The following is a 24,516-nucleotide window of genomic DNA, read 5'->3' as shown; positions in this document are numbered from 1 at the left end:
TTAATCCTTGTCTGGGCCCCTGACGCGGCGCTCATGGCGCTCGGCGATGCCGGGGGCAGTGTTCAAATTCAGTGTGAAGAGATCAGATCGAACCGCTGCGCCGATCAGGCGTAGGGCATGTAGGATTTGATCTTCTTGGCGTCGGCGGCGGCCATCAGCTGGGTGCCACGGTTCTGGCGGATATATTTGCTGTTGTGGCTGATCAGGCGGTGACGCTTGCCTGCCACGCCGGCCTTGACCTTGCCGGTCGCCGTGAATTTGAAGCGCTTCTTGGCGCCTGACTTCGTCTTCAATTTGGGCATTTCTACTCTCTTTTGAGTGGGCTATCGCCCCTGGGACCTTGTGAGCCCCCGGGGTGCAGACCCTTGATTAAGAACCGCCCAGGCATGCCTGTTCGCCCGGCGGTTCGGTACGCGAAGGCGCGGCTTGTAGGCCAGGCCTGACCGGAAGGCAAGATGAGTCTGGGCCGGTCCGACCGGGGGGCCGCCTCACGGCCGGGGCGCGTGAGGCGGCGGGTCCGGTCAGCGGGGCGGGTTGTGCCGCTCGAGGAACGGGATCAGGGCGTTGAACACCGCCAGACGCCCCGAGGCGCTGGAGAGCCAGTGATCCTCGCCCACCAGATCGACCATTTCGACATCCTTGCCGGCGCGGCGCAGGGCGGTCGCGAACACCTCGGACTGGGCATAGGGCACGACACTGTCGTCGCGGCCGTGGATCAGCAGGATCGGCACATCGGCATTCTGTGCCATGCGGGTCGGCGAGACCTCGGTCAGCGAGCCGTCATTGATGCGCGACGCCCCCATGAACCGCTTCCAGTAGCGCATCACCGGCGTGTCGCGACCGCCGGTCTGGTCCCGTTCCCAGTCCAGCATGCGCGGCAGGTCAGAGACCCCGGCCCCGGCGGCGGCGCAGCGATAGACGCCCGGGTCGATGGTCGGTCCGGCCATGGCCGCGTAGCCGCCGTAGCTCCAGCCCCAGATGCAGACGCGGTCCGGATCGGCGATGCCTTCGGCCGCCAGATAGCGGACGCCATCGGACAGATCGGTCTGCATCTTGCGGCCCCATTCGCCGAAGCCGGCCTCATAGTGGGCCTTGCCGAAGCCGACCGACCCGCGGAACTGCGGCCGCAGCACCGCATAGCCGCGGGATGCCAGCAGTTGCGACCAGTAGTCGAAGCCCGGCTCGTCGCGGGCCTGGGGTCCACCGTGCGGCATGACGATCAGCGGCAGGTCGGCCACGTCACGCCCCGGCGGCAGGGTCAGATAGGCCGGGATGTTGGTGCCGTCGGCGGCGGCATAGTTGATGAAGCGCACCTCGCCGATCGCCTCGACGGGAATGGCCGGATACTGCGCGCCGATGCGGACGGCGCGGCCGGCCTTCAGATCCACCAGATGGTAGGTGCCCGTGTCGGACGCCCCCTGGGTCAGGATGATGAATTTGGAATAGTCCGGCGTCGACGAGACCAGACGCACGTCCTGATCCGGATAGGCGGCGGCGATCGAGGCCCAGGCCTGACCGACGGTGTCATCGGTAAAGACATATTCCTGGTCGTTGTCGCCGAGGAAATAGAAGCCCAGCAGGGCCCCGGTGCGCGGGTGATAGATGGGCGACGCCTCACCGACATTGCCGAAGGCCAGCTTGCGGGGCTCGCCGCCGTCCAGCGGAATCTCATAAAGCGGATCGCCGCCGTCTTCCGGCACCCGGACCAGGACGGACTGGTCGGTCCGTCCGTAGCCGAGCAGGGACGGCGTATCGATCATATGGTCTTCGCTGGTCCAGATCTGCGTCAGGCCGACGGCGCGGCGGGCCGAAACCCACCAGCGCCCGCGTTCGGCATCCCAGCTGGCGCGCGCCACGGCACGGCCGTCCGGGCCCATCACGCCGTTGAAATCATCCCGCGGGGTGCCGACGCCGGTATCGAGATCGACCTCGAAGGTCTGCATCTGGAAGTCGCGATTGAAGCTGGTGACGAAGGTGCGCGGCACGCCGTTGACGACATGGACGAACGGCGCTCCCGACACGATGTTGAACATCCCGGCTCCGCCGGAAATGCGCGTGCTCGACATATTGGCCCCGCCCCCGACCGTACGGTTGAGCAGGGTCACGAAACTGCGGGTCCGGACGTTGTAGGACTGGGCCGTGTAATATTCGCTGTCGCCCGACATGCCGGAGAGATCGGAATAGGTGGACGTCAGGATCAGCACGTGATCGTCGTCGGCCCAGCGGACGTTACGAACCTTCTGGGTGCCGATGTCGACCACGCCGAGCGGCTCGCCGGTGACGGTCTGGATACCGAGGCGGCGGTTCACGCCCGCCTGGCCGATGAAGGCGATACGCTCGCCGTTCGGCGAGATCGCCAGGTTGGACAGGGCCGGCAGGGACGCATAGGCCTCGATCGGCGGCGGTGCCGGCTGGGCGACCGCGGGCAGGGCCGCAACACTCGTCAGGGCGAGCGCCCCGGCGGCCAGAATTGATCGGATCATGAATTCCCCTGTTCCGTGCCGGGCTGCGGATCCCGCAGCCCTCCCCACCCGTCTTTATCGCCCGGCGTGTCCGGTTTGAAAAGTGCTACCCGGTGGCGATTCCGGCGCAAGGACGCGGCGGGGCCTGACCGAACGCGGTTCGCAAACGAAAAACGCCCCGGCCGTCGGGGCCGGGGCGTCTGGGATTTTCGCGGACCGGGTGCCGTCAGCGCGGGGCCAGGATCATGATCATCTGGCGGCCTTCCATGCGCGGCGCATATTCGACCTTGGCGATCTCGTCGAAATCAGCCTGGACCTTGTTGAGCAGCTTCATGCCCAGTTCCGGGTGGGCCATTTCACGACCGCGGAACCGCAGGGTCACCTTGACCTTGTCACCCTCGTCGAAGAAGCGGTGCATCGCCTTGGTCTTCACCTCGTAGTCGTGCACGTCGATGTTCGGGCGGAGCTTGATCTCTTTCAGCTCGACGACCTTCTGACGCTTGCGCGCCTCGGCCTTCTTCTTCTGTTCCTGGAAACGGAATTTGCCGTAGTCGAGAATCTTGCAGACCGGCGGCTCGGAGGTGGAAACGATCTGAACCAGATCCATACCCGCCTCCTCGGCGGCCTCAAGCGCGGCCGAGGTGGGCATCACGCCCTGCTTTTCGCCGTTCTGATCAATCAGCAGAACGCGCGGTGCGCGGATGTCTTGGTTCATGGGCGGCCCGTCCTTGACGGGCGGCTGGTTCATCGGACGGCGAATGGGCGTCGTTTCCTTGTGTGGTCGAAAGGGCAGATGGACTTGCAGGAGGATACGCACGATCGACGATCGCGTTCTCCAAGGTCCGCTATATGCCCGTGAAAGGGCCTGACTTCAAGGCACAGCCGGTGCGGGCGATGCGATGAAGTCCGCATGCAGGGCCAGAACGGCCGCAAACACCTGGTCGACGGACAGGGCCTCGATCGGCGCGAAGGCGCCGCGCGTCTCGTTGGAGGCGACGGTGCGGGTCGTCGAACCCCAGGGGCCGTACAGCCACCATTCGGTCGGTCCGAACAGGCCCAGGGTCGGCCGCCGCGCCGCGGCCGCGACATGCATCAGTCCGGAATCATTGCCGACGAACAGGGTCGCCCGGTCGATCGCCGCCGCCGAGGCCAGGATGTCGCCGCGCCCGACGCAGTCGATCGCCCGCTCCGCGGCCGCCTTCAGGGCCGGGGCCGCCGGAGCATGGTCGCCCGGGCCGCCGACCAGCATGAAGCGCCAGCCGTCGAAGCGCGGCTCGGCGCGGAGTTTCTCGACCAGGCTGCCCCAGCGGTCCGCCGGCCAGCTCTTGCCGGGCTGATGGGCGATCGGAGCCAGGGCGATGATCGGTCCGGGACCGGGTCCGGCCGCGAGCTGCGGATCGATGACCGCGGCCGCCTCGCGCCGGGCCTGGTCGTCGAGAAAGAGTTCAGGGTCCAGGGCGGCGGGGGCCCCGATCAGGCGCGAGACCATCTCGACCTTGGGCAGGCCGGTCTCCCACGAGCGGTTGTAGATCACGCGCCGCCGCGCCGGGATCAGATAGCCGAGCGCCGAGCCGCGGATGTCGATGACGAGGTCCCAGCGGGTGCCGACGACCTGTTTCCAGAGGTCGAGCCAGTGGCCGGCCGCCCTCTTCTTGTCGAGGATGATGACGCGCTCGACGCCGGGGGCCGACCGGAACAGCGGCGCGGGCGGGCGGCCGCAGGCCACGGTGATGGCCGCGCCCGGCAGCTGGCGTTCGATCTCGCGAATGACGCCCGAGGAGATGACACAGTCGCCGATGCGGTTGGAGGTGACGAACAGGACCTTGGGGGTGATCTGGGAGTCGGGCACGCGCATTCGCCTTCGCATCATGGGTCAGGGTTCGCTATCAGGCCGGGAACGATAGGGCGAGAGGCACGGACATGACTGACGACACCATCCGCTATCTGACCCGACCCGACGGCGAGCGCCTGGCCTTCCGCGCCACGGCCGGCGACGGGCCCGTGGTCGTGTGGATCGGCGGCTTCCGGTCGGACATGGAGGGAACCAAGGCCCTGGTGCTGGGGACCGCCGCGCGTGAACGGGGCTGGGCCTTTGTGCGCTACGACCATTTCGCCCACGGGCAGTCGTCGGGCGACTGGCGGCAGGCGACGATCGGCCGCTGGCGCGAGGACGCCATGGCCCTGATCGACAGTCTGGACGGGCCCGTCATTCCGGTCGGCTCATCGATGGGCGGCTGGGTCGCCCTGCTGCTGGCCCTGGCGCGACCGGAGCGGATGGCGGGTCTGGTGCTGATCAATCCGGCCCAGGATTTCACCGAACGGCTGATGTGGCCGGGTCTGGCCGACCACGAACGGCAGGCGATCCTGCGCGACGGCGAGACGGTGATCGTCGAGGAGGGCCTCGGCTCCTATGTGCTGACGCGGGCGATGTTCGAGGAGGCCCGGACCTGGTTGCTGCTGGACGCGCCGATCCCCCTCGCCGCCCCGGTTCACATTCTGCAGGGACGGGCCGACGCCGTGGTGCCGTGGCGGCACGCCCTGGCCCTGACCGAACAGCTGACCGGCGGCGACGTGCGTCTGGACTTCATCGAGGGCGGCGACCATCGCCTGTCCGGCCCGGCGGATCTGGCGCGGCTGGTCGAGGCGGTGGAGGCCATGCGGACGCGCGGTTCAGCGGGGTCGCCCGCGTGACCTGAAACGGCAGAGACGACCCTAGGCGCGGGCGGGGCGCAGACCTTCGACCGAGGCTTCAAGCACGGCCGGCTTGCGTTCACCGCCGGCGGCGATGATGCGATCGATCCGGGCCTTTTCGGCGCGGAACGCGGCCAGCTCCGACCCGGTCAGGATCGTGCCTTCGGAGGTGCGGATGCCGGCGGGATTGATCCGCTGACCGTTGCGCCAGATCTCGTAATGCAGGTGTGGGCCGGTGGAGGCCCCGGTCGAGCCGACATAGGCGACGGTCTGACCCTGGCGGACGCGCTGGCCGGCCCGGATGCCCGAGCCGTAGCGCGACAGGTGGCCGTAGCCGCTTTCCAGACCGTTGGCGTGACGGATACGAAGCCAGTTGCCGTAGCCGCCCCAGCGCCGGGCCTCGACCACCACGCCGTCGGCGGGAGCGATCACCGGTGTGCCGGTGCCGGCGGCGAAATCCATGCCCTGGTGCATCTTGCGATAGCCGGCGATCGGATGACGGCGGAAGCCGAAGGACGAGGAGATGCGGAAGCCGCGATCCAGCGGCGTGCGCATCATGGTCGAGCGCATGTTCTTGCCGGTGGCGTCGAAATACTGGGCCTCGCGCTCACCTTCGCGCTTGAACCGGTAGAAGGCGACGCCCTTGAGCTCGGCATAGAGCAGGTCGCCGGACTCGACCGTACGACCGCTTTCGGTCACCGAGCGCGGGAAGACGAAGGTATAGTCGTCACTGGCGCGGATATCGCGGTCCAGATCGAATTTGTGGGCGAACAGCTGGATGGCGCGGCGGCGGACCGCGGCCGGGGCCCCGGCGCGCTGGGCCGAGGACGACAGGGATCCGCGGACCTCGCCCTTCAGAACCACGGTTTCGTCGGTGACCTTCTCGTCCAGGGCCCGCAGGCGCAGCGCGCCGTCGAAGCTGCGCGACACGGTCAGCTGGCTGGCCGGACCGGTGCGCATGGTCAGGCCGATCAGGCGGGCGTCGCCGCGGCCGGCGCGGGGCTGGGAGATGGCGGTTTCAAAACGGAGGCCGGCGCGAAGGTCCTTCAGATCAAAGGCGCTGGCGATGGTGGCGGCGACGGCGCTGGCTTCCTCGGCACCGATCCCGGTGCGACGCACAGCCTGTTCGAAGGTCTCGCCGCGGCGAATCTGGACGGGAATGGCCTCGGGGGCCGTCAGTCCCTCGGGCATGCCGGCAGTGGCGAAGGCCTGGGCCTCAAGCACGGAAAATTCCTGCTGGGTCAGAGACGGAGCCTCTACCGCATGCGCAGGTTGGTAAACTCGTCCAGCGAGCAGCGCCACCGAGATCGCGGCCACCGCCGTGAGGGCGTGCGGTGCGATACGCATCGGTTGGCGACGTGGGTCGAACTGAGCCATCGGTCCCCGACATACTGCGACGCCACACGGCGCCAAGTCACTTCAAGCAAGGATCGCGCCCAGGAGCCCCAAAGGTCGCGAAGCGAGCGATATAACCTGTGAAACCCATCATGGGAAGCATCAGGGTTACAAATGATTAACCGCACGGCGTTTCAGCGGTAATAGACAGTTCAACATGCCGCTCGATGCCCGGAGCGAACAGTCTATTCACGGCGTTAGGGTAAAAATCGCGCGCCAATCGACTCATCCGTCGGTCCCGTTGCCATCGTCGAACTGAAAGTGTCTGAAGTGCCACGCCATAGTGTTCAATCAGCAACGTCGACGATACTCTACCGGATCCGGGACGATAAACTGTTCCACCCCGTCCCACTTCAGGACATGCACGGAGCCGCCGGTGACTGACGTCCGGACTAACAGTCCCCGCCCGTCCGGCCGCCGCCCCGCAACCGGTCGCGGCGGGCGCATTGCCGTCGGGCTGGCCGCGGGACTGCTGATCCTGCTGGCCGCCCTCTATCTGAACAAGCGGGCGGTCACCCGCCAGGTTCTGGTCGGCTGGCTGGAGAGTCAGGGGATCGACGCCGACGTCGCGGTCGAGCGGGTCACCCTGGATGGAATCATTGCCCGGGTCCGGCTGGGCGACCCCGCCAATCCCGACCTGGTCGTCGACCGGGTCGAGGTCGACTACGGCATCACCCTGCCGTGGTCGTCGGGTGGAGCCGGCCTGACCCCCGACCGCATCCGCCTGGTGCGCCCGGTCGTCAGGGCGCGCTGGCAGGACGGCAAGCTGTCGTTCGGATCGCTGGACCCCCTGATCGCCGATGTCATGGCGCGGCCGCCGAGTGACGCGACGCCCGGGCCCCGCATTCTCGTCGAAGGCGGCCAGGTCCGGCTGACCACCGACCAGGGACCGGTGCTGCTGCAGGCCGACGCCCGCGTCGATGACGGCCGGCTGATGCAGCTGACCGCGACCCTGCCCCGCCAGGCGCTCGGAACCGACGGCCAGCTGGCACAGGGCCTGGGCGGGACCCTGCGCCTGGTCACCACCGGCGACCGGGTGGCGCTGCAGCTGACGGCGGCCGCCGACCGGGCCGATCTGCAAGGCTGGAGCGGGCGCGGCCTGCGACTGACGGCGACCGGCGACCTGCCCTATCCGGACAGCGAGGCGCGACAGATGGACGGTCAGGCGACACTGGACGGCCGGCTGACCGGCGACCGGCTGGACGGGGCCGGTCTCGGGGCCGATGCCGCCGTGGCGACGCTGGGCTTTGCCGGACAGGTCACGGGCTGGATCGACGCGCTCAATCTGACCGGTCAGAGCGACCTTGGCCTGACGGCGGGCCGGATCGGCGGCCAGGGTCTCGACCTGCGCACGCTGTCACTGCGCCTGACGGACGCCCGGACCGTGGTCGATCGCGATGATCGCGGCCTCGGCTGGCGGCTGGACGGGAGCGCCGGACTGACGGCGGCCCGCGCCCGCGGGGCCGGCGTCGACGGCACCGCCCTGAGCGTGGACGGATCGCGCTTCACCCTCGGCGGGCGCGGGGCGGCGGTCGAGGCCGCCGGGCCGGTGCGACTGACGGCACGACAACTGGACTGGAGCGACCTGAGCCTGAAGACCGTGACCGGGGCGCTGGATCTGGATCTGGTCTTTGACGCCGGGCTGCGGCTGGAAGCGGCGGGGTCGCTGCGGGCGGCGCACGGAGCCTGGCCCCTGTTCGGCGCGGCGAAGGCCGACGACCTGCCCGACCTGGCGGCGATGAAACGGGCCCTGGCCGACTTTTCAATCGACGCGCCCCGCCTGCGCCTGTCGGCCGCAGAGCCGGGCGTGCGACTGGTCATGGACCGGCCGGTGCGGCTGGCCCCGGCCAGCGGCGGCGTCCTGACCCTGACCCCGGCGGCCGGACCTGTGTTCGCCGCCCCCGACGGACAGGCGGGCGGCGGTGCGCTGAACCTGACGGCGACGCGCGGACCCGGCCTGCCGGAGGCGCAGTTCGCGATTCCGGCCTGGGGACTGACCCCGGGCGGTTTCCGCGCCCGGCTGGACGGCCGCGCGGCGCTGGACTTCGACCTGGCCCGCGGCCTGACGCTGCAGACGCGGGGCGTGCTGGCCTCGAACCGCGGGACGCTGACCTACAGTTCCGCCGACTGTGTCGCGATGACGGTGGCGCGGCTGGAGTTGGGCGACAACGACGTCACCGGCGTGACCGGCGACCTGTGTCCCGACGGACGGCCCCTGGTGACCGTGGCCGGCGGTCGCTGGCAGGCGGGCGGCGCGGTCCGCGGACTGGGTGCCGAGGCCCCGTTCCTGGCCATGCGTTTCGCCGGGGTCGACGGAGCCCTGACCGCGACCGGGGGGCCGGCCGGGATCGGCCTCGACGCCCGGATCGATGCGGCGCGCGTCGCGGACACCACCAGCCCGGTGCGCTTCTATCCGGTTGATGCCGGCGGGGCGGCGCGGCTGGTCGACCAGAATTGGCGCGGCACCTTCGACCTGGAGCGTGGCGGGCACCGGCTGGGCCGGCTGGTGCTGGCTCATGACGGGCGCAACGGGGCCGGCGGCATCGATATCACCACACCCGAGCTGGTGTTCGCCGAGGGCGGACTGCAACCGGCCGAACTGACGCCGCTGGCAGCGCTGCTGGGACCGCCGGTGACCGGCACGGCCCGGTTCGCCGGGCGGATCGACTGGGCCGCCGACGGGGCGGGCTCGAGTTCAGGCCTGCTGACCGTGCCCGGGCTCGACTTCGTCAGCCCGGCCGGGCCGGTGACGGGGCTGAAGGGCGACATCGTCTTCACCAGCCTGACGCCGCTGGTCACCGCCCCGGGCCAGGTGCTGACCGCCAGCCGGCTGGAGTCGTTCGCGCCCCTGACCGATCTGGACCTGACCTTCGGCCTCGACGCGGCGGCGATCACCGTCGCGGGCGGCGAGCTGGCCGTGGCCGGGGGGACGATCAGCCTCGAGCCGTTCAGCCTGCCGCTGGACCGCAGCCTGCCCTTTACCGGCGTCATCGTGCTGGACCAGGTGCAGCTGGGCGAGATTATCGCCGGGGCCGGGTTCGGCGACCGGGTGCAGATGGATGCGGTCGTGTCGGGTCGTCTGCCCTTCGTGTCGGATGCCGTTCGCGGGGTGAAGGTCACCGGCGGGTCGCTGTATGCGGCACGGCCCGGGCGGCTGTCGATCCAGCGCACGGCCCTGAGCGACCTCGAGGCCGGGGGCGGCGGGGCCGTGCCGCCGGGCACGGTCGAGGACCTGGCCTATCAGGCGATGGAGAACCTGGCCTTCGACATCCTGACCGCCGAGGTCAACAGCCTGGACGAGGGACGGCTGTCGGTGCTGTTCCACGTCAAGGGCCGGCACGATCCGCCGCAGAAGCAGGAAATCCGCCTGACCCTGTCGCAGCTGATCCGCCGCGACTTCCTGAACGAGACCCTGCCCCTGCCGTCGGGCACGGCCATCGACCTGACACTGGACACGACGCTGAACGTCAATCAGCTTGTCAGCGACCTGCTGGACCTGAACCATGCCCGCAACGGCGGGGTCGGGCCGCGCCGGCCGTGAGCGCCGCCGTTCAGCACCCATTCACCCCGACTCGCGTTACATGGGTACAACCGTACCTCCCACCCCCGGAGCGCCAAGACATGATCACCAAGCGCCATCTCGGCCTGTTGCTCGCCGGAGGCCTGGCCACCGCCGGGTTGACGGCCTGTACCCCGACCATCCGGCTGCAGGTCGACCCGATCCAGATCTATGCCAAGCTGGATGCCGACGTGCGCATCCGCCTCGACAAGGAGCTCCAGGACCTCCTCGTCGAAAACCCCAACCTGTTCTAGGGAGTCGCTCAGATGAACATGCGCAAGATCTTCGTCGTCGGGGCCGCCGTTGCCGCCCTGGGCGTCGCCGCCGGGGCCGCCATCGCCCAGTCTCCGTCCCAGAAGGCCATGGTCGATGCGGCCAAGGCCGAAGGCGTGGTCGGTGAACAGGCCGATGGCTATCTGGGCTTCCGCGTCCCGGCCCCCAGTCCTGACCTGACCGTCGCCGTCCAGACCATCAATACGGCGCGCCGCCAGCTGTATACCGAGAGCGCCGCCGCCGCCGGGACCACGACCGAGGTGGCCGCTGCCCGGATGTTCGAAAGCCAGCTGCTGCCGCGCATGACCACCGGCCAGTGGTACCGCAACGCCGAAGGCCAGTGGGTCCGCCGCTAGGCCGGCCATGCCGACCCTGTTGAAGCGCACCCTGCTGACCGTGGCGGTCGTGGCCCTGGCCGCGGCCGGCACGGTCGGAACAGCCAGCGTATGGACCGCGATCGGAGGCGGCCCGCTGTCGGTGCACGGCTGGATCGCCATGGCCATCGGCATCGGCGGCTCGATCGCCCTGGCCTGGGGGCTGATGACCCTGGCCTTCCGCTCCGATCGCGACGGCTGGGACGCCCAGGCCGACCGGCTGCCGGCGGATGACGCCGCGGCGTCCAGGGCGGCGCACCCGCCCGAGGCCTAGTCGCCGCCGGACAGCGCCGGACGCAGCAGACCGTCGGCCAGGGCGCGGACCACCGGCACGGCCACGGCATCCCCCATCAGTTTCAGTGCCGCCCCCTCGCCGGCCGGCAGGGCATAGGTGTCGTCGACCCCCATCAGACGCGCGGCCTCGCGCCCGGTCAGGCGACGGGCGCGGATCCGGCCGTCGTCACAGACCACCACATATTGTCGCGACGACCCGCCCGCCGGGGTGCGCAGGCAGCCGGCCAGGCCGTCAAAGCGCAGTTCGAGCCGCTGGACCTTGCGGGGGCCCTCGGTGCGGACGCGGCGATAGCCGGCCCCGACCTGGCGCACGCCGGAGGCCAGGGCCCGGTCCAGCTGGATCCGGTGCAGGGGGGCGCACAGGGCCAGCAGGGTCCCGGTACGGTCGGCGTCGAACCAGTCGACCGCCGCGTCCGGTTCAAGCACGGCGGACAGGTCGCCATTGCGCCGGGCCGGAACGGCCAGGGCCCACCAGACCCAGGCGGCCCGCACGGCCCGGGGCAGGCGGGCCTGGGCGGCGACCAGCCGCCGGCTGTGGAAGGGCGCGACCGGAGCCGGCACGGTCGGCCCGGCGACGCCACGCATAGCGACGATGAACAGGCGCGGGCGCGACTGGGGCAGCCACAGGGCGGCGTCCAGTTCCAGCGCCCCGACCCGGTAGCCGGCGTCGACCATGGCCTGACAGACGGCGGCGAAATCGGCCCCGCCCGCGGAACTGAGCAGGCCGGCGACATTCTCGACCACGATGACCGGTGGGGCGCGCCCGTCGGCATCCAGTTGCCGAATCAGCTGCCAGAAACCCCAGAAGGCCCCCGAACGGGTCGCCTGCAACCCGCCGCGCGCCCCGGCGAGGCTGAGATCCTGGCACGGCGACGAGGCCCAGCACAGGTCGGGTCTCCCCGGCAGGTCGGCGGCCGACAGCGACCAGACGTCGTCCAGATGCAGCGGAACGTCGGGGTGGTTGGCCCGATAGGCGGCGGCCTTCATCGCGTCGATGTCATTGGCCAGGCCGACGCGGAACCCGGCCAGGCCCAGCCCGGCCAGGCCGCCGCCGGCGAAGAATTCCCACGCCACCGGCGAACGGGCGGCGGGCGGCACGGCTGGGGCGTCGACGCGAATCGTCATGCGGCCAGCATAGGCCAGGCTAAGGCCGCCGGCGCCCCCTCTTGACCCGCGTCGGGCCGCGGCGCTCCATACCGGCCGTTTTCCGGAGCCCGTCATGCGTATCGCCGCCCTTCTCAGCCTGCCCGTCCTGCTGCTGGCCGCCTGTTCGCCGTCGCCCGGGGACCCGGAGGCCCCGCCAATCGACGTTTCGCCCGCCACCCTTGCCGGGGTCGATCTGGGCCGGCCGATCCGGGCCCTGGGCAATGAGCCGTTCTGGGCCGTCGAGATCACGCCGCAGGCGCTGGTCTATTCCGGCGTCGACCGGCCCGAGCAGCGGGCCGACAATCCGGGGCCGCTGCTGCAGGGGACCACCGCCCGCTATGAGGCCACGACCGATACCGGTACGCCGCTGACCGTGGCCCTGATCGCCACCACCTGTTCCGACGGGATGAGCGACCGCACCTATCCGCTGACCGCCGTGGTCAAGGTGGACGGCGAGACCCTGACCGGCTGCGCCGCCTCGGTCTCGGCCCTGGCGACGGCCGGGGAGTCCGGGCTGGTGATCGACAAGGGCTGAAGTCAGCCGCCGGGACGGAGACCCTCGCGAAAATGCCGGCGTTCGACCGTGCCGGCTTAACCCTTCGCCAAGCGATGATCCGGCAAGATGGCGGCCATGACTCCGGTATCGCCCCCCGCTGACCTGCGCGCCCTGACCTCGCTGCGGTTTTTCGCCGCCGCCTGGGTGGTGATGTACACCTTCTGGCCCGACCTGGGGGTCGGTCTGGTGCCGGTGGCGGTGACCAAGGGCTATCTGGGGGTCGAGACCTTCTTCGTGCTGTCCGGGTTCATTCTCAGCCATGTCTATCTGCAGGCGGCGGGCGAGAAACAGTTCCGCTACGGCGGGTTTCTGTGGGCCAGGATCGCGCGGGTCTATCCGCTGCATCTGGCGACCCTGGCCGGGGTGCTGGCCCTGGGGCTGGGGGCGGTGGCCGCGGGCCTGACCATCGACGGCAATGTGCTGAGCTGGGCCTCCCTGCCCGCGCAACTGACGATGACCCATGCCTGGGGCCTGGCCCCGGCGGCCGGGTTCAATCACCCGTCGTGGTCGATCTCGGCCGAATGGTTCGCCTATCTGGCCTTTCCGGCCTTCGCCTTCGTGGCCTGGCGGCTGCGGTCACGCCCCTGGACGGCCGTCGCCGGGGCAGCCCTCTTCCTGACCGGTCTGTATCTGGCGTTCGAGGCCGCGGCCGGGTTCTCCCTGACCGAGGCGACCTTCGCCTGGGGGGCGCTGCGGATCGTGCCCTGTTTCGCCCTCGGCTGCGCCCTGTACCTGGCCTATCGTCGCGCCCCGCTGAAGCGGGCCGGACTCTGGACCGCCGGGTTTGCCGCGGCCATGGCGGTCAGCGCCTCACTCGGCGCGTGGGACGGCGTCACCGTGCTGCTGGCCGGCGGCCTGATCCTGGGGATGGCGTCGATGACCAATGCCGGGGCCGGCTGGCTGGCGTCAAAGCCCGCCGTCTATCTGGGGGAGATCAGCTATTCGATCTACATGGTCTGCGTACCGTGGCAGATCCTGGCGGTGAACGTCGCCGCCCGGCTGACCGGGGCCGAGGACAAGCGGCTGTCCCTCGCCGTGTGGCTGATCGTGGTCGCGCTGCTGCCGGTGGTGGCGGCGGCGTCCTACCATCTGGTCGAACGCCCGGCGCGAACGGCCCTTCGGGGCATGGCCGATCGCCGACGTCGCGCGCAAGCGGACGCGGCCGAAAGGAAAAATTCCCCGGAAAGGGTTCTTCAACCTTCGGAAACTATCGTCTAAGGCTACTTTTCCGGAAACAATTGGAAACACGCCAGTATGACGAAACGGATCACCGCCGCAGTGGTTGCAGCCTCCCTCGGGTTTTTTGCCCTGGGCGCAGCACCGGCAAAGGCGGACGATCCCTACTGGCAGTGCGTGACCTTTGCCCGGATGTTCTCCGGCATCAACATCTTCGGCGACGCCTGGACCTGGTGGGGCCAGGCGGTCAACCGGCTGCGCACCGGTGATGCACCCGAGACCGGCTCGGTGCTGGTGTTCCGCCCCGAGGGCCGGATGAGCCGCGGTCACGTCGCCGTCGTTTCCGACATCCTGACCGACCGGGTGATCCGCGTGACCCACGCCAACTGGGGCGGCAGCCGCGGCAAGGTCGAGGAGAACGTCACCGTGGTCGACGTGTCCGGTGAGGGCGACTGGAGCCGGGTCAAGGTCTGGTACAATCCGATCAGCGACCTCGGCTCGACCGTCTATCCGACCTACGGATTCATCTACAAGAATGCCCGCGACGCCTTCAACGGCCCGCGCGAGACCGGGGCCGCCGGCCAGCCCTGACCGGGAATCCGCGGTCCGGGACTGGCTCCCGACCGGCGGACAGCGCTATGGATCGGTCATGACCGACCCAACCTCCGACGCGCCTCCCGCGATCACCTACGCCAGCTACCTGGACCTCGACGTCCTGCTGAACAGCCAGAACCCGCGCTCGGACGAGCACGACGAGATGCTGTTTGTCATCATCCACCAGACCAAGGAACTGTGGCTCAAGCAGATCCTGCACGAGCTGGCCCTGGCCAAGCGGCTGGTGCGGGCCGGCGATCTGGTGCCGGCCTACAAGAGCCTGGCCCGCGTCAGCCGTATCCAGGCGGTGATGACCCACAGCTGGGACATCCTGGCCACCATGACCCCGGCCGACTATCTGCGCTTCCGCGGATCGCTGGGGACGTCGTCGGGCTTCCAGAGCGACCAGTTCCGCCGGGTCGAGACGATGCTGGGGCTGAAGGACGACAGCTTCCTCAAATTCCACGTCGACCGGCCCGAGGCCCATGCCGCCCTGACCGCGGCCCTGGACGCGCCCAGCCTGTATGACGACGCCCTGTCCCAGCTGGCGGCCGCCGGCCTGCCGGTGCCGGACGCGGTGCTGAACCGCGACGTGCGCCAGCCCTATGTGGCCTCGGAAGGGGTCGAGGCCGCGTGGCTGGAGGTGTATCGCGACACCACCCGCTGGTGGCCGCTGTACCAGCTGGCCGAGAAACTGGTCGATCTGGACGACGCCCTGCTGACCTGGCGGCACAAGCATGTGGTGACGGTCGAGCGCATCATCGGCCGCCGTCGCGGCACCGGCGGCACCGAGGGGGTCGCCTATCTGGCCTCGACCCTGGAGCGGCGCTGCTTCCCCGAATTGTGGTCGCTGCGCAGCAAACTCTGAACGGCCAAGCTGAAACCAAACCGGGGTCTCCGCGCTTTTCAAGCTGTTCCTCCCACAGCGAAAGGCACAATCATGAGTACGCCCCAGTCCCACGACATCCACGTCCTCAACAGTCTGATCGAGACCACTCTGGACAGCGCCGACGGCTATCGCGAGGCCGCCAGCGAGACCGAGAATCCGAATTTCCAGAGCCTGTTCGAGAAGCGCAGCTTCGAACGCCAGGGCGTCGCCGGCGACCTGAAGGGCGCGGTCCTGACCCTGGGCGGCGAGCCCGAGGATGACGGCTCGGTCCTGGCCAAGGCCCACCGCGCCTTCCTCGACGTCAAACATGCCCTGCTCCGCGACGAACAGGCCGTGGTCAATTCGGTCGAGAACGGCGAGGACTTCATCAAGGCCAAGTTCGAGAAGGCGCTCGAGGATTCCGACGTCTCGGCGTCGACCCGCGAGACCATCCGCCGCGCCTATGTCACGGTGAAGGACGGCCACGACCAGATGCGCGACCTGAAACACAGCCTGGAACGGCAGTAGGACGCGCACTAGCGTCCCACTCCTGACGTCCGACCTGCCGCCTTTTTCCCCGCCGGGGAGAGAGGCGGCTTTCGCCGCCCCAAAGGTCAACGCCCCGCGGTGATCGCAGCGCTTCTCGTTTTAGAGCATCGTGCTAGAAATCGGATTGCTGCAAACCAAAGTTGTGGTCGGGGGGCCCATGCGTATATTCCTAATCCTGCTTGCTGCGGTGTTCACCGCATCAACGGCCCAGGCCGGAGACCAGATCGGGCGCGGGCCGGTACCCGGTTGGGTCAGGGCGACCCCGGCGGCCCCGGCGTCCGCCATGCCGGTTACCCCTGGCGATGCTTTTCGCATCGAACTCCTCGACCAGCAGTTCTATTTTGACGACGCGGGCTCGCACACCTGGGTGCGGTCCCGAACGGCGCTGCTGGTGCCGCAGGCCCTGAGCGGGTTCGGCACGGTCGCCGTGCCCTGGAACCCGGCCTTTCAGGACGTGACGGTGCACCATCTCGATATCCTGCGCGGTGACGAGCGCATCGATGCGCTCGCCGGCAAGGACTTCACCGTGCTTCGGCGCGAAGCGAATCTCGAGACGGCAATTCTTGACGGCGTTCTGACAGCCACGCTGCAACTGGACGGCCTTCGGGTCGGCGATCGACTGGAGTTCGCCTATTCGGTGACGTCGCAGACGCCGGTGTTGGGATCGCATATCGAGTTCGTCGCATCGGGCAACTTCCCGGCCATGATCGACCAGTATTTCCTCAGGGGATCCTGGCCGACGGCGAGCGGCGTCCGCATCCGCGCCTCTGATGACTGGGCGACGCCGCAAATCCGTCGACAGGGCAACAGGTCCGAAATCGAGATCGCGTCGGCACGGCTGGAACCGCTCAAGGTCCCCGATGACGCACCGTTGCGGTTCCATCGCCTTCGCCAGATCGAGGGATCCGACTACCGGTCGTGGGCCGACCTCGCGGCCGTATTCGCCCCCTTGTATGCCGACGCTTCAGTCCTCGCGCCGGACTCCCCCCTCCGCGCGCAGGCCGTGCGCATTCGTGACTCCCATCCGACCACCGCGGGTCAGGTTCTGGCGGCCCTGCGTCTGGTGCAGGATGACGTGCGGTATCTGGCGCTGGCGATGGGCGAGGGTGGGCTGGTTCCGGCCACGGCCGACCAGACCTGGGAACAGCGCCTCGGCGACTGCAAGGGCAAGACCGCGCTGCTGCTCGCCCTGCTCAGGGAACTGGGCGTGGACGCGCGCCCGGTGCTGGCTCATGTGCTCGATCGTGAATTGGACCAGCAACTGCCCGCCGTATCGGCGTTCAATCATGTCTTCGTGCAGGCCGTCGTGGATGGCCAGACCGTGTGGCTCGACGGCACCCGGACCGGCGACCGCGCCCTGGCCGGCCCGGTTCCACTCGACTACGGCTGGGTGCTTCCGGTCACGGCGGCCGGGGCGGCGCTCGTTCACATGCCGGCCCACCCGCCGGCGGAGGCGCTGCGGGAGTCGAGTCTCGAGATCGACCTGACCGACGGCCTCTATTCAGCGGCCCCGGTCACCGGCGAGATGATCTACCGGGGTGACGAGGCGGCCTTGCTGCAGCTGCAATTTTCGGTCGCGCCGCCGGCGCAACGCGAGAGCTTCATGCGCGTGGTCTGGCAGGGTCTGCTGCGATCGGCCGAGATCGGTGAGGTGCAATCAGCCTATGACGTCGAGCAAAACCAGCTCCGCCTGACGATGACCGGCACGGTCAAGCTGGATTGGACCTCGCGAGGCGCACGCCGCACGGAAATCCCGATCTCGAGAATTAATTGGGGCGTGCGGGACCGCCGGGAAGACGGTCCGTTCCGGGACCTGCCCACAACGACGAGCTATCCCACCTACTCGCGCTTCAGAACGACGATTATCCTCCCCGGCGAGGGCGAGGGCTTCATCGTCGATGCGGTCGATGTCGATGAACAGGTCGCGGCCTATCGTCACCGGCGGCGGACGACGAAGGACGGTGCGCGCATCGTCATGGAGCGCGACACGCTGGCATTGCGGCCGGAGGTAACGGAGGCAGAGCGAAGCGAGGCCGCCGGGGCACTGCGGCGGATTTCAGGTCTGAGGGCCGAAATCGCGGCACCGGCATCCTATGAGGCGACGTTCGACGACCTCAATGCCCTGGAAACGGACGAGCCGCAGACGGCGACCGCCTGGGTCAAGCGGGGGCTGGCGCTGAACGATAACAACCGGGCCGACGAAGCGATTGCCGCGTTCGCGCGTGCCATCGCCCTTGACCCCGTCAACGCCAACGCCTGGGCCAACCGGGGCATTATCCGGTTCTGGTCCGGTGAGTTTGACGCGGCTGCCGCCGATTTCGACAAGGCTCTCGAACTGGACTCGTCCGAACGGGTGGCCTTGAACGGGCGCGGGCTTATCGCGCTGCAGGAAGAACGCTATCTCGACGCGGTGGTCGAGTTTTCGATGTTGCTCCGGTCATGGCCGGATGACTATTTCGCGCTCGAGTACCGCGCTCACGCCTATGCGGGCATGAAGGAATGGGACAAGGCCCTGATCGATATCCGGCGCACCCGGGACCTGGGCTCCGAGCCGCTCGAAATGGATCTGAGGGAAGTGTCCGTCCTCGTCTCGGCCGGACGCCTCGAAGAGGCGAGCGTGGCGATGGACGCCGTGATCGCGCGGGAACCGCCCTCGGTGCCGCTGTGGCAGATGCAGGCCGCTGTGCGCGAAAAACGCGGTGACCTTGCGGGGGCCGAAGCCTCGCTGACGCAGGCGCTGGAGCTCGAACCCGACCACCCCGTCGTCCTGATCGCCCGGGCGGGTTACCGGTTCAGGCTCAACAACCCCGCCGGTGCCCAGGACGATATGGCGGCCGCCCGCCCGATTGCCGATCAAAGCGCGAGCCTGCTCAACAATCTCTGCTGGACCCGGGCGGTCGCCGGAGTCGAGCTCGAACAGGCCCTGGCGGATTGCGACGCGGCGCTGGTTCTGAGGCCGGATTTCGCCAGCACCTTCGACAGTCGCGCGATGGTGCTGATGCAGCTCGGTCGTCTGCCCGAGGCCCTCGCCCTCTACGACCGCGCCTTGGCGATGGAGCCCGACCAGGCGGCCTCCCTCTACGGCCGCGGGCTGGTCCGGGAGGCCCTGGGACAGGCGGACGCCGGACGGACGGACAAGGAGGCTGCACGTCGCCTCGCGCCGGACGTCGGTGACGACTTCGAGGTCTATGAGGCGCGCCGGGCGGAAGCTCCCGCCCCCCTCTGACCGACCATGAAAAAGGCCCCGGCGGATCCCGCCGGGGCCTTGATCAATTCGGGTGATCCGGAGGGATCAGCTTTCGACGGCGGGCGTCTCGGCCTTGCCGGTTTCCGGCACGACGGCCTTCTTGTCCGGGCGCACGGTCTGCTTCTCGGCGATCCGGGCCGACTTGCCGCGACGGTCACGCAGGTAATAGAGCTTGGCGCGCCGGACGACGCCGCGACGCTTGACCTCGATGGACTCGATCATCGGCGAGACCAGCGGGAAGACGCGCTCGACGCCCTCACCGAAGCTGATCTTGCGGACGGTGAAATTCTCGTTGATGCCGCCGCCGGCGCGGGCGATGCAGACGCCTTCGAAGGCTTGGACGCGCTCGCGCTCGCCTTCCTTGATCTTGACGTTGACGCGCAGGGTGTCGCCGGGCTGGAAGGCCGGGATCGGACGGATGTCGGTCAGGCGGGCTTTTTCTTCAGCCGCGATCTGCTGGACGATATTCATAGCTATTTCTCCTCGAGCTTTGCGCTCTTTACCTGTGATTTGGCGGGCTCATGTCCCGCAGTCTTTCCGCCCGGATGCGCCGCCCAGAGGTCCGGCCGACGCGCCCGCGTGGTCTCTTCCCGTTGCCTCTGACGCCAGGCCGCGACCTTTTTGTGGTCACCTGACAGCAGCACCTCGGGAATCTCCAGCCCCTCGAACGTCCGCGGTCGCGTGTACTGCGGATGTTCCAGAAGGCCGTCCTCGAAGCTCTCGGATGACAGGCTTTCGGCCTGGCCCAGAACACCGGGGATCAGTCGTACGCACGCCTCGATCACCACCATCGCCGCCGCCTCGCCACCGGCGAGAACCGCGTCGCCGACGGCGACCTCCTCGAACCCGCGCGCGTCGAGCACGCGCTGGTCCACCCCCTCGAACCGGCCGCAGAGGACGGTAATCCCGTCCGCTTTCGCCCAGTCCCTGACGCGTGCCTGGGTCAGGGGCCGACCCCGGGCACTCATGTACAAAAGCGGCCGTTCCGGTCCGGAGACACTGTCGAGTGCCCGGGCCACCACGTCCGCCTTGAGTACGGCTCCGGGGCCGCCACCCGCGGGGGTGTCGTCCAGGAAGCCGCGCTTATCTTCGGAAAAGGCGCGAATGTCCACTGTCTCGAGGGACCACAGGTTCCGCTCGCGCCAGGCGGTGCCGATCAGCGACACGCCGAGCGGGCCGGGAAAGGCCTCGGGGAACATGGTCAGGACAGTGGCGGTAAAGGGCATGGCGCGCGCCCTTTACCGCCGATGGGACCTCGAGGCGAGAGGGATCAGCGCGCCGGCCGGCCGCCGCCGGCCGCGATCCAGGCGTCGACCTGGGTTTCGAGCACGTCCAGCGGCACCCCGCCGCCGCCCAGCACCACCGCGTGGAAGTCGCGGATGTCGAAGCGGTCGCCCAGCGCCTGACGGGCCCGGGCGCGCAGTTCGAGGATCTTCAGCTGGCCGATCTTGTAGCTGGTCGCCTGGCCCGGGTTGGTGATGTAGCGCTCGACCTCCTTGACGATGTCGCGTTCGGACACGAGCGTGTTCTGCTGGAAATAGGCGATCGCCTGTTCGCGGCTCCAGCGTTTGGCGTGCAGGCCGGTGTCGGTGACCAGACGCGCCGCCCGCCAGATCTCCAGCGACAGGCGGCCGAAGTCGGCATAGGGGTCCTGGTAGAAGCCCATCTCCTTGCCGAGCAGCTCGGAATACAGGCCCCAGCCCTCGGAAAAGGCCCCGTAGCCGCCGAAGCGGCGGAAGCGCGGCAGACCCTCGATCTCCTGGGCATAGGCGATCTGGAAATGGTGACCGGGCGCGCCCTCGTGATAGCTGATGGCCTCGACCTGGGGCTTCAGCACCTGGGTCATGTCGGCCAGGTTGACGTAGTAGATGCCGGGGCGCGAACCGTCCGGAGCCGGCCGGTTGTAGAAGGCGACCGAGGCGGTCTCCTGGCGCCAGGCTTCGACAGCGCGGACCTCGAGGGCGGCGCGCGGCAGGGTGTGGAACCACTGCGGCGCGACCGCCATGGCGTCGGCGACGGCGGCACGGGCGTCGACCAGATAGGCCTCGCGACCCTCGGCCGTGTTCGGATACTGGAAGCGCGGATCGCGCTTGATGTGGGCGAAGAAGTCCTGGAGCGAGCCGGTGAAGCCGACGCGGGTCTTGATGGCCTCCATCTCGGCCTGGATGCGCGCCACCTCGGACAGGCCGATCTGGTGGATCTGGTCCGGGGTCAGGTCGGTGGTCGTCGATTGCCGCACCCGCTCGGCATAGTAGGCGTCGCCGTCCGGCAGCCGCCACACGCCGTCGTTGGAGGTGGCCAGCGGCTGGACCCGTTCGATCGTGGCCAGGACGGTGTCATAGCCGCGTTTGAACGGGCCGGTCAGGGCGTCACGCCCGGCGGCCAGCAGCGTGGCCTTTTCCGCGTCGCTGGTGTCGAGGGCGGCGACCTTCTTCTGGAAATCGGCCCAGACCGGATTGTCGGGGCCGCCGTCGAACGGGGCTCCGGCGATGACATTGCGGGTATCGGCCAGGGTGATCGGAAACACGAAGGCCGGCGACACGAAGCCGGCGGCGGCGCGGCGCTGCACATCGGCCGAAATCTCGTTCAGCACCCGTTCGACCTCGACCAGACGCGCGACATAGGCGCGGGCGTCATCCGGGCTGTCGACGCGGTGGCTGTTGATCAGGAAGACCGGCAGGCTGGTCGCCGGATTGCCGTTGGCGGCGAAGACATAATTATGGTCGCGCCAGCGCGCGCCGGACACCTGACGGGCCACGCCTTCCTCGAACAGCCGCCACGACAGCTGGCTGCGGGGGCTGAGCGCCTCGTACCGGAACCCGGCCTTCATCCGCGCCAGCTGGGCCTGGGCCTGGGCCAGGGACCGGGCCTCGGCGGCGGGTGTGTAGTCGTTCAGGCGGTCGTAGTCGGTCTTGAGGCCCAGGCTCGTCATCGCCTGGGGGCTGAGGGCGACCAGCTCCATGAAGGCGGCGTCGAAAAAGGCGTCCAGCCGGGCGTCCTCGCTCTGCGCCGGGACCGCTGCGGCCATGGTGCCGATCGGGGCGACCGGCGCGGCGACGCCGGCACAGGCCGTCAGCAGCAGGGCGGAAGCGGATGAAATCAGGATACGGCGCATGGGGACCCCCGGAAAAACAGAGGGGGACCTTCCGTGCTGATCGGGATCGGCGCAACCCCCCGACGGGGACTAGTTGACCCAGGTGAGGCGGCAGTCGCTGACGGTCCAGCCGGCAAAACCCGAGCGGACGCGGCACTGGATGCCGCTGCCGGCCAGCGGGCCGTGCATGATTGCGCTGTCGATCAGCGCCCCCTGCCCGTCATAGCGCGGCTGTTTGAACTGGACCCAGCGCAGCGGCTGGCTCGACGGCGGGGTGCGGGCAGGGTCGTGGATTTCGGGGAGACGCAGACCGTAGCGGTCCCAGTCGCAGCGCGGGGCCCAGCCGCTGCCGGCACCGTCCAGCCACAGCGGCGGGGGCCGATTGTCCGTGGTGTTGAAATTATAGTGGTCACGGGCGACGGCGGCGATGACGGCGCAGTCGTCGCCGCCCGCCGTCACCGGCCCGGCCGGGCCCGGCACCGGCGCGGTGGCGGCGCAGCCGGCCAGCACCAGGGGCATCAGGGCGGCGGACAAACGGCACATGGCAGGCCCTACTGGCGTCTGAGATCCGTGATGGTGCGACCGGGCGCGATGTCCTCGGCCGAGGTCAGCAGATGAACGATCGCCGGGCGGCCGGCGTTCCGTGCTGCCGCCAGGGCCGCGGGGAAGGCTTCGGTGGATTCGCAGCGGATACCGAAGGCCCCGAAGGCCTCGGCGTATTTGACGAAATCGGGGTTCTTCAGGTCGGTGGCGATGACCCGTTCGGCCCCCGGATAGTGGCCTTCCTGGTGCATGCGGATGGTGCCGTAGGTGCCGTTGTCGACGACGACGGTGACGACATTGATGCCGTACTGGACCGCCGTGGCCAGTTCCTGGCCCGTCATCATGTAGTCGCCGTCGCCGGCGATGCAGATCACGTCGCGGTCCGGATGGGCGCTCTTGGCGGCGACAGCGGCGGGGAAGCCGTAGCCCATGGCCCCCGAGGTCGGGGCCAGCTGGGTGCGCCGCGCCCGGTGGCGGTGGAAGCGGTGCAGCCAGGCGGCGAAATTTCCCGCGCCATTGGTCAGGATGGCGTCGTCGGGCAGGACCGCGCGCAGATGGCTCATGCAGTCCGACATATTGACCGCCCCGGTGACGGTGACCGGGTTCGAGAAGGTCTCGTAATCGGCGTGGGCCTGCATGGCCTGGTCGGTCCAGCGGCGGCCCGGGTCGATCGACGACAGGGCCAGGGCGGCCAGCGAGTTGTCAGCGGTGGCGCTGAGCGACGGGGTCCAGACGCGGCCCAGCTCCTCGGCCCCCGGATGGATGTGGACCAGCCGCTCGGCGGTCTGTTCGCGGGTGAACAGGGTATAGCCCTGGGTCGGATTTTCGCCCAGGCGCGCACCGATGGCGAGGATCAGGTCAGCCGCTTTCACCCGGGCCGTCAGGGCCGGATTGCAGCCGAGGCCGAGGTCGCCGGCATAGTTGGCGCGGTCGTTGGAGATCAGGTCCTTGCGCCGGAACGACAGGGCGACGGGCAGACCCAGCCGTTCGGCCCAGTCGCCGATGGCGTCGGTGGCGGCGTCGCTCCAGCCCGATCCGCCCAGCACCAGCAGCGGCCGTTCGGCCGCGGCCAGTCGGGCACGGACCTGGTCGGCGAAGGCCGGATCGAGGCCGGCCCGGGCCGGGCTCACCGGCCGGATCGGGGCCGGGCCGCCGTCCGCGTGCAGCAGGTCCTCGGGCAGGGCGATGACCACCGGCCCCATCCGGCCCTGCAGGGCGGTGGCGAAGGCGCGCTCGACGATCTCGACCGTACGCTGCGGACTTTCGATCTCGGTGGCCCATTTGGCCAGGCCACCGAACACCTCGCGATAGTCGACCTCCTGGAAGGCCCCGCGCCCGCGATCGGTCAGGGCAATCTGGCCGACGAACAGGATCATCGGGGTCGAGTCCTGGTGCGCCGTATGCACCCCGATCGCGGCGTGGGTCGCGCCGGGCCCGCGGGTGACCATGCAGACGCCGGGCTTGCCGGTCAGCTTGCCCCAGGCCTCGGCCATGTTGGCGGCCCCGGCCTCATGGCGGCAGGCGATGACCTGGATCTGGTCGCGGACATCGGCCAGCGCGTCGAGCACGGCCAGATAGCTTTCGCCGGGCACACAGAAGACGCGGTCGATCCCGTTCATCACGAGGGTCTCGACCAGACGGCGGGCGGCGGTGTTGGGCGCTTGGGTCATGGGCCGCTGCTAGCAGATCGACCCC

The 24,516-nt window shown here is 69.2% G+C and carries 22 protein-coding genes; 11 read left to right on the top strand and 11 right to left on the bottom strand.

Annotated features, from left to right (window positions below; translation table 11 throughout):
* Nucleotides 1–104: 104 nt before the first annotated feature.
* The 4 genes from rpmI to AACZ75_RS12700 form a co-directional block, all read right to left on the bottom strand.
* Nucleotides 105–302: a 50S ribosomal protein L35 gene (gene rpmI / locus AACZ75_RS12715; protein ID WP_339873297.1), complete on the bottom strand. Its 198-nt coding sequence runs from the start codon at nt 300–302 to the stop codon at nt 105–107.
* Nucleotides 303–521: 219 nt separating this feature from the next.
* Entirely contained in the window at nt 522–2,483 is a 1,962-nt protein-coding gene (locus AACZ75_RS12710) for a prolyl oligopeptidase family serine peptidase (protein WP_339873296.1), read from the bottom strand.
* Between the two features lie 205 nt (nt 2,484–2,688).
* Nucleotides 2,689–3,210, bottom strand: coding sequence for a translation initiation factor IF-3 (gene infC / locus AACZ75_RS12705; RefSeq protein ID WP_300446211.1), 522 nt, complete (start codon nt 3,208–3,210; stop codon nt 2,689–2,691).
* Between the two features lie 123 nt (nt 3,211–3,333).
* Nucleotides 3,334–4,311, bottom strand: a complete 978-nt coding sequence (locus AACZ75_RS12700) for a glycosyltransferase family 9 protein (protein WP_339873294.1) — start codon at nt 4,309–4,311, stop codon at nt 3,334–3,336.
* Nucleotides 4,312–4,382: 71 nt separating this feature from the next.
* Between AACZ75_RS12700 and AACZ75_RS12695 the strand changes: the two genes are divergently transcribed.
* A complete protein-coding gene (locus tag AACZ75_RS12695; protein ID WP_339873293.1) occupies nt 4,383–5,153 on the top strand; it encodes an alpha/beta hydrolase in 771 nt (256 codons plus the stop codon).
* Between the two features lie 21 nt (nt 5,154–5,174).
* On the opposite strand, the gene AACZ75_RS12690 is transcribed toward AACZ75_RS12695, so the two are convergent.
* Nucleotides 5,175–6,377 carry a peptidoglycan DD-metalloendopeptidase family protein gene (locus AACZ75_RS12690; RefSeq protein ID WP_339873292.1) on the bottom strand — a complete coding sequence of 401 codons (1,203 nt, stop codon included), beginning with the start codon at nt 6,375–6,377 and terminating at the stop codon, nt 5,175–5,177.
* A 547-nt stretch (nt 6,378–6,924) separates the two neighbouring features.
* Between AACZ75_RS12690 and AACZ75_RS12685 the strand changes: the two genes are divergently transcribed.
* The 4 genes from AACZ75_RS12685 to AACZ75_RS12670 all read left to right on the top strand — a co-directional run bounded on the left by AACZ75_RS12685 (nt 6,925) and on the right by AACZ75_RS12670 (nt 11,028).
* Nucleotides 6,925–10,089 (top strand): YdbH domain-containing protein, encoded by a 3,165-nt coding sequence (locus tag AACZ75_RS12685; RefSeq protein WP_339873290.1) that lies wholly within the window; start codon nt 6,925–6,927, stop codon nt 10,087–10,089.
* A gap of 80 nt (nt 10,090–10,169) precedes the next feature.
* Complete coding sequence (locus AACZ75_RS12680) at nt 10,170–10,361, top strand: YnbE family lipoprotein (RefSeq protein ID WP_339873289.1); 192 nt, start codon at nt 10,170–10,172, stop codon at nt 10,359–10,361.
* Nucleotides 10,362–10,373: 12 nt separating this feature from the next.
* Nucleotides 10,374–10,736, top strand: a complete 363-nt coding sequence (locus AACZ75_RS12675; protein ID WP_339873287.1) for a YdbL family protein — start codon at nt 10,374–10,376, stop codon at nt 10,734–10,736.
* 7 nt (nt 10,737–10,743) lie between these two features.
* Entirely contained in the window at nt 10,744–11,028 is a 285-nt protein-coding gene (locus AACZ75_RS12670; RefSeq protein ID WP_339873286.1) for a hypothetical protein, read from the top strand.
* On the opposite strand, the gene AACZ75_RS12665 is transcribed toward AACZ75_RS12670, so the two are convergent.
* Nucleotides 11,025–12,173 carry a DNA cytosine methyltransferase gene (locus AACZ75_RS12665; RefSeq protein WP_339873285.1) on the bottom strand — a complete coding sequence of 383 codons (1,149 nt, stop codon included), beginning with the start codon at nt 12,171–12,173 and terminating at the stop codon, nt 11,025–11,027. The two genes, AACZ75_RS12670 and AACZ75_RS12665, sit on opposite strands and share 4 nt — an antisense overlap.
* A 94-nt stretch (nt 12,174–12,267) precedes the next feature.
* Here AACZ75_RS12665 and AACZ75_RS12660 point away from each other — a divergent pair, with 94 nt between their 5' ends.
* The 6 genes from AACZ75_RS12660 to AACZ75_RS12635 all read left to right on the top strand — a co-directional run bounded on the left by AACZ75_RS12660 (nt 12,268) and on the right by AACZ75_RS12635 (nt 19,163).
* Entirely contained in the window at nt 12,268–12,729 is a 462-nt protein-coding gene (locus tag AACZ75_RS12660; RefSeq protein WP_339873284.1) for a hypothetical protein, read from the top strand.
* A 96-nt stretch (nt 12,730–12,825) separates the two neighbouring features.
* Nucleotides 12,826–13,968: an acyltransferase gene (locus AACZ75_RS12655; RefSeq protein ID WP_339873283.1), complete on the top strand. Its 1,143-nt coding sequence runs from the start codon at nt 12,826–12,828 to the stop codon at nt 13,966–13,968.
* Between the two features lie 36 nt (nt 13,969–14,004).
* Nucleotides 14,005–14,517 carry a CHAP domain-containing protein gene (locus tag AACZ75_RS12650; RefSeq protein ID WP_339873282.1) on the top strand — a complete coding sequence of 171 codons (513 nt, stop codon included), beginning with the start codon at nt 14,005–14,007 and terminating at the stop codon, nt 14,515–14,517.
* A gap of 58 nt (nt 14,518–14,575) precedes the next feature.
* Entirely contained in the window at nt 14,576–15,388 is an 813-nt protein-coding gene (locus AACZ75_RS12645; protein WP_339873280.1) for a tryptophan 2,3-dioxygenase, read from the top strand.
* A 72-nt stretch (nt 15,389–15,460) separates the two neighbouring features.
* Nucleotides 15,461–15,916: a PA2169 family four-helix-bundle protein gene (locus AACZ75_RS12640; RefSeq protein ID WP_339873279.1), complete on the top strand. Its 456-nt coding sequence runs from the start codon at nt 15,461–15,463 to the stop codon at nt 15,914–15,916.
* Between the two features lie 178 nt (nt 15,917–16,094).
* The gene (locus AACZ75_RS12635; RefSeq protein WP_339873277.1) at nt 16,095–19,163 is read left to right on the top strand and encodes a DUF3857 domain-containing protein; all 3,069 of its coding nucleotides are present in this window, start codon (nt 16,095–16,097) and stop codon (nt 19,161–19,163) included.
* Nucleotides 19,164–19,229: 66 nt separating this feature from the next.
* On the opposite strand, the gene rplS is transcribed toward AACZ75_RS12635, so the two are convergent.
* From rplS to AACZ75_RS12610, 5 genes are all read right to left on the bottom strand, one after another.
* Entirely contained in the window at nt 19,230–19,655 is a 426-nt protein-coding gene (gene rplS / locus AACZ75_RS12630; RefSeq protein ID WP_339873275.1) for a 50S ribosomal protein L19, read from the bottom strand.
* 2 nt (nt 19,656–19,657) lie between these two features.
* Nucleotides 19,658–20,410: a tRNA (guanosine(37)-N1)-methyltransferase TrmD gene (trmD, locus tag AACZ75_RS12625; RefSeq protein ID WP_339873273.1), complete on the bottom strand. Its 753-nt coding sequence runs from the start codon at nt 20,408–20,410 to the stop codon at nt 19,658–19,660.
* Between the two features lie 44 nt (nt 20,411–20,454).
* Nucleotides 20,455–22,299: a DUF885 domain-containing protein gene (locus AACZ75_RS12620; protein WP_339873272.1), complete on the bottom strand. Its 1,845-nt coding sequence runs from the start codon at nt 22,297–22,299 to the stop codon at nt 20,455–20,457.
* A gap of 69 nt (nt 22,300–22,368) precedes the next feature.
* Nucleotides 22,369–22,821: a hypothetical protein gene (locus AACZ75_RS12615; protein WP_339873271.1), complete on the bottom strand. Its 453-nt coding sequence runs from the start codon at nt 22,819–22,821 to the stop codon at nt 22,369–22,371.
* Nucleotides 22,822–22,829: 8 nt separating this feature from the next.
* A complete protein-coding gene (locus AACZ75_RS12610) occupies nt 22,830–24,491 on the bottom strand; it encodes a thiamine pyrophosphate-binding protein (protein WP_339873270.1) in 1,662 nt (553 codons plus the stop codon).
* Nucleotides 24,492–24,516: the final 25 nt, after the last annotated feature.

This window comes from uncultured Brevundimonas sp., from assembly GCF_963975535.1.
GTDB lineage: Bacteria > Pseudomonadota > Alphaproteobacteria > Caulobacterales > Caulobacteraceae > Brevundimonas.
The sequence above is the reverse complement of the archived record's forward strand: the minus strand, read 5'-3'. Positions and strand labels throughout refer to the sequence as shown.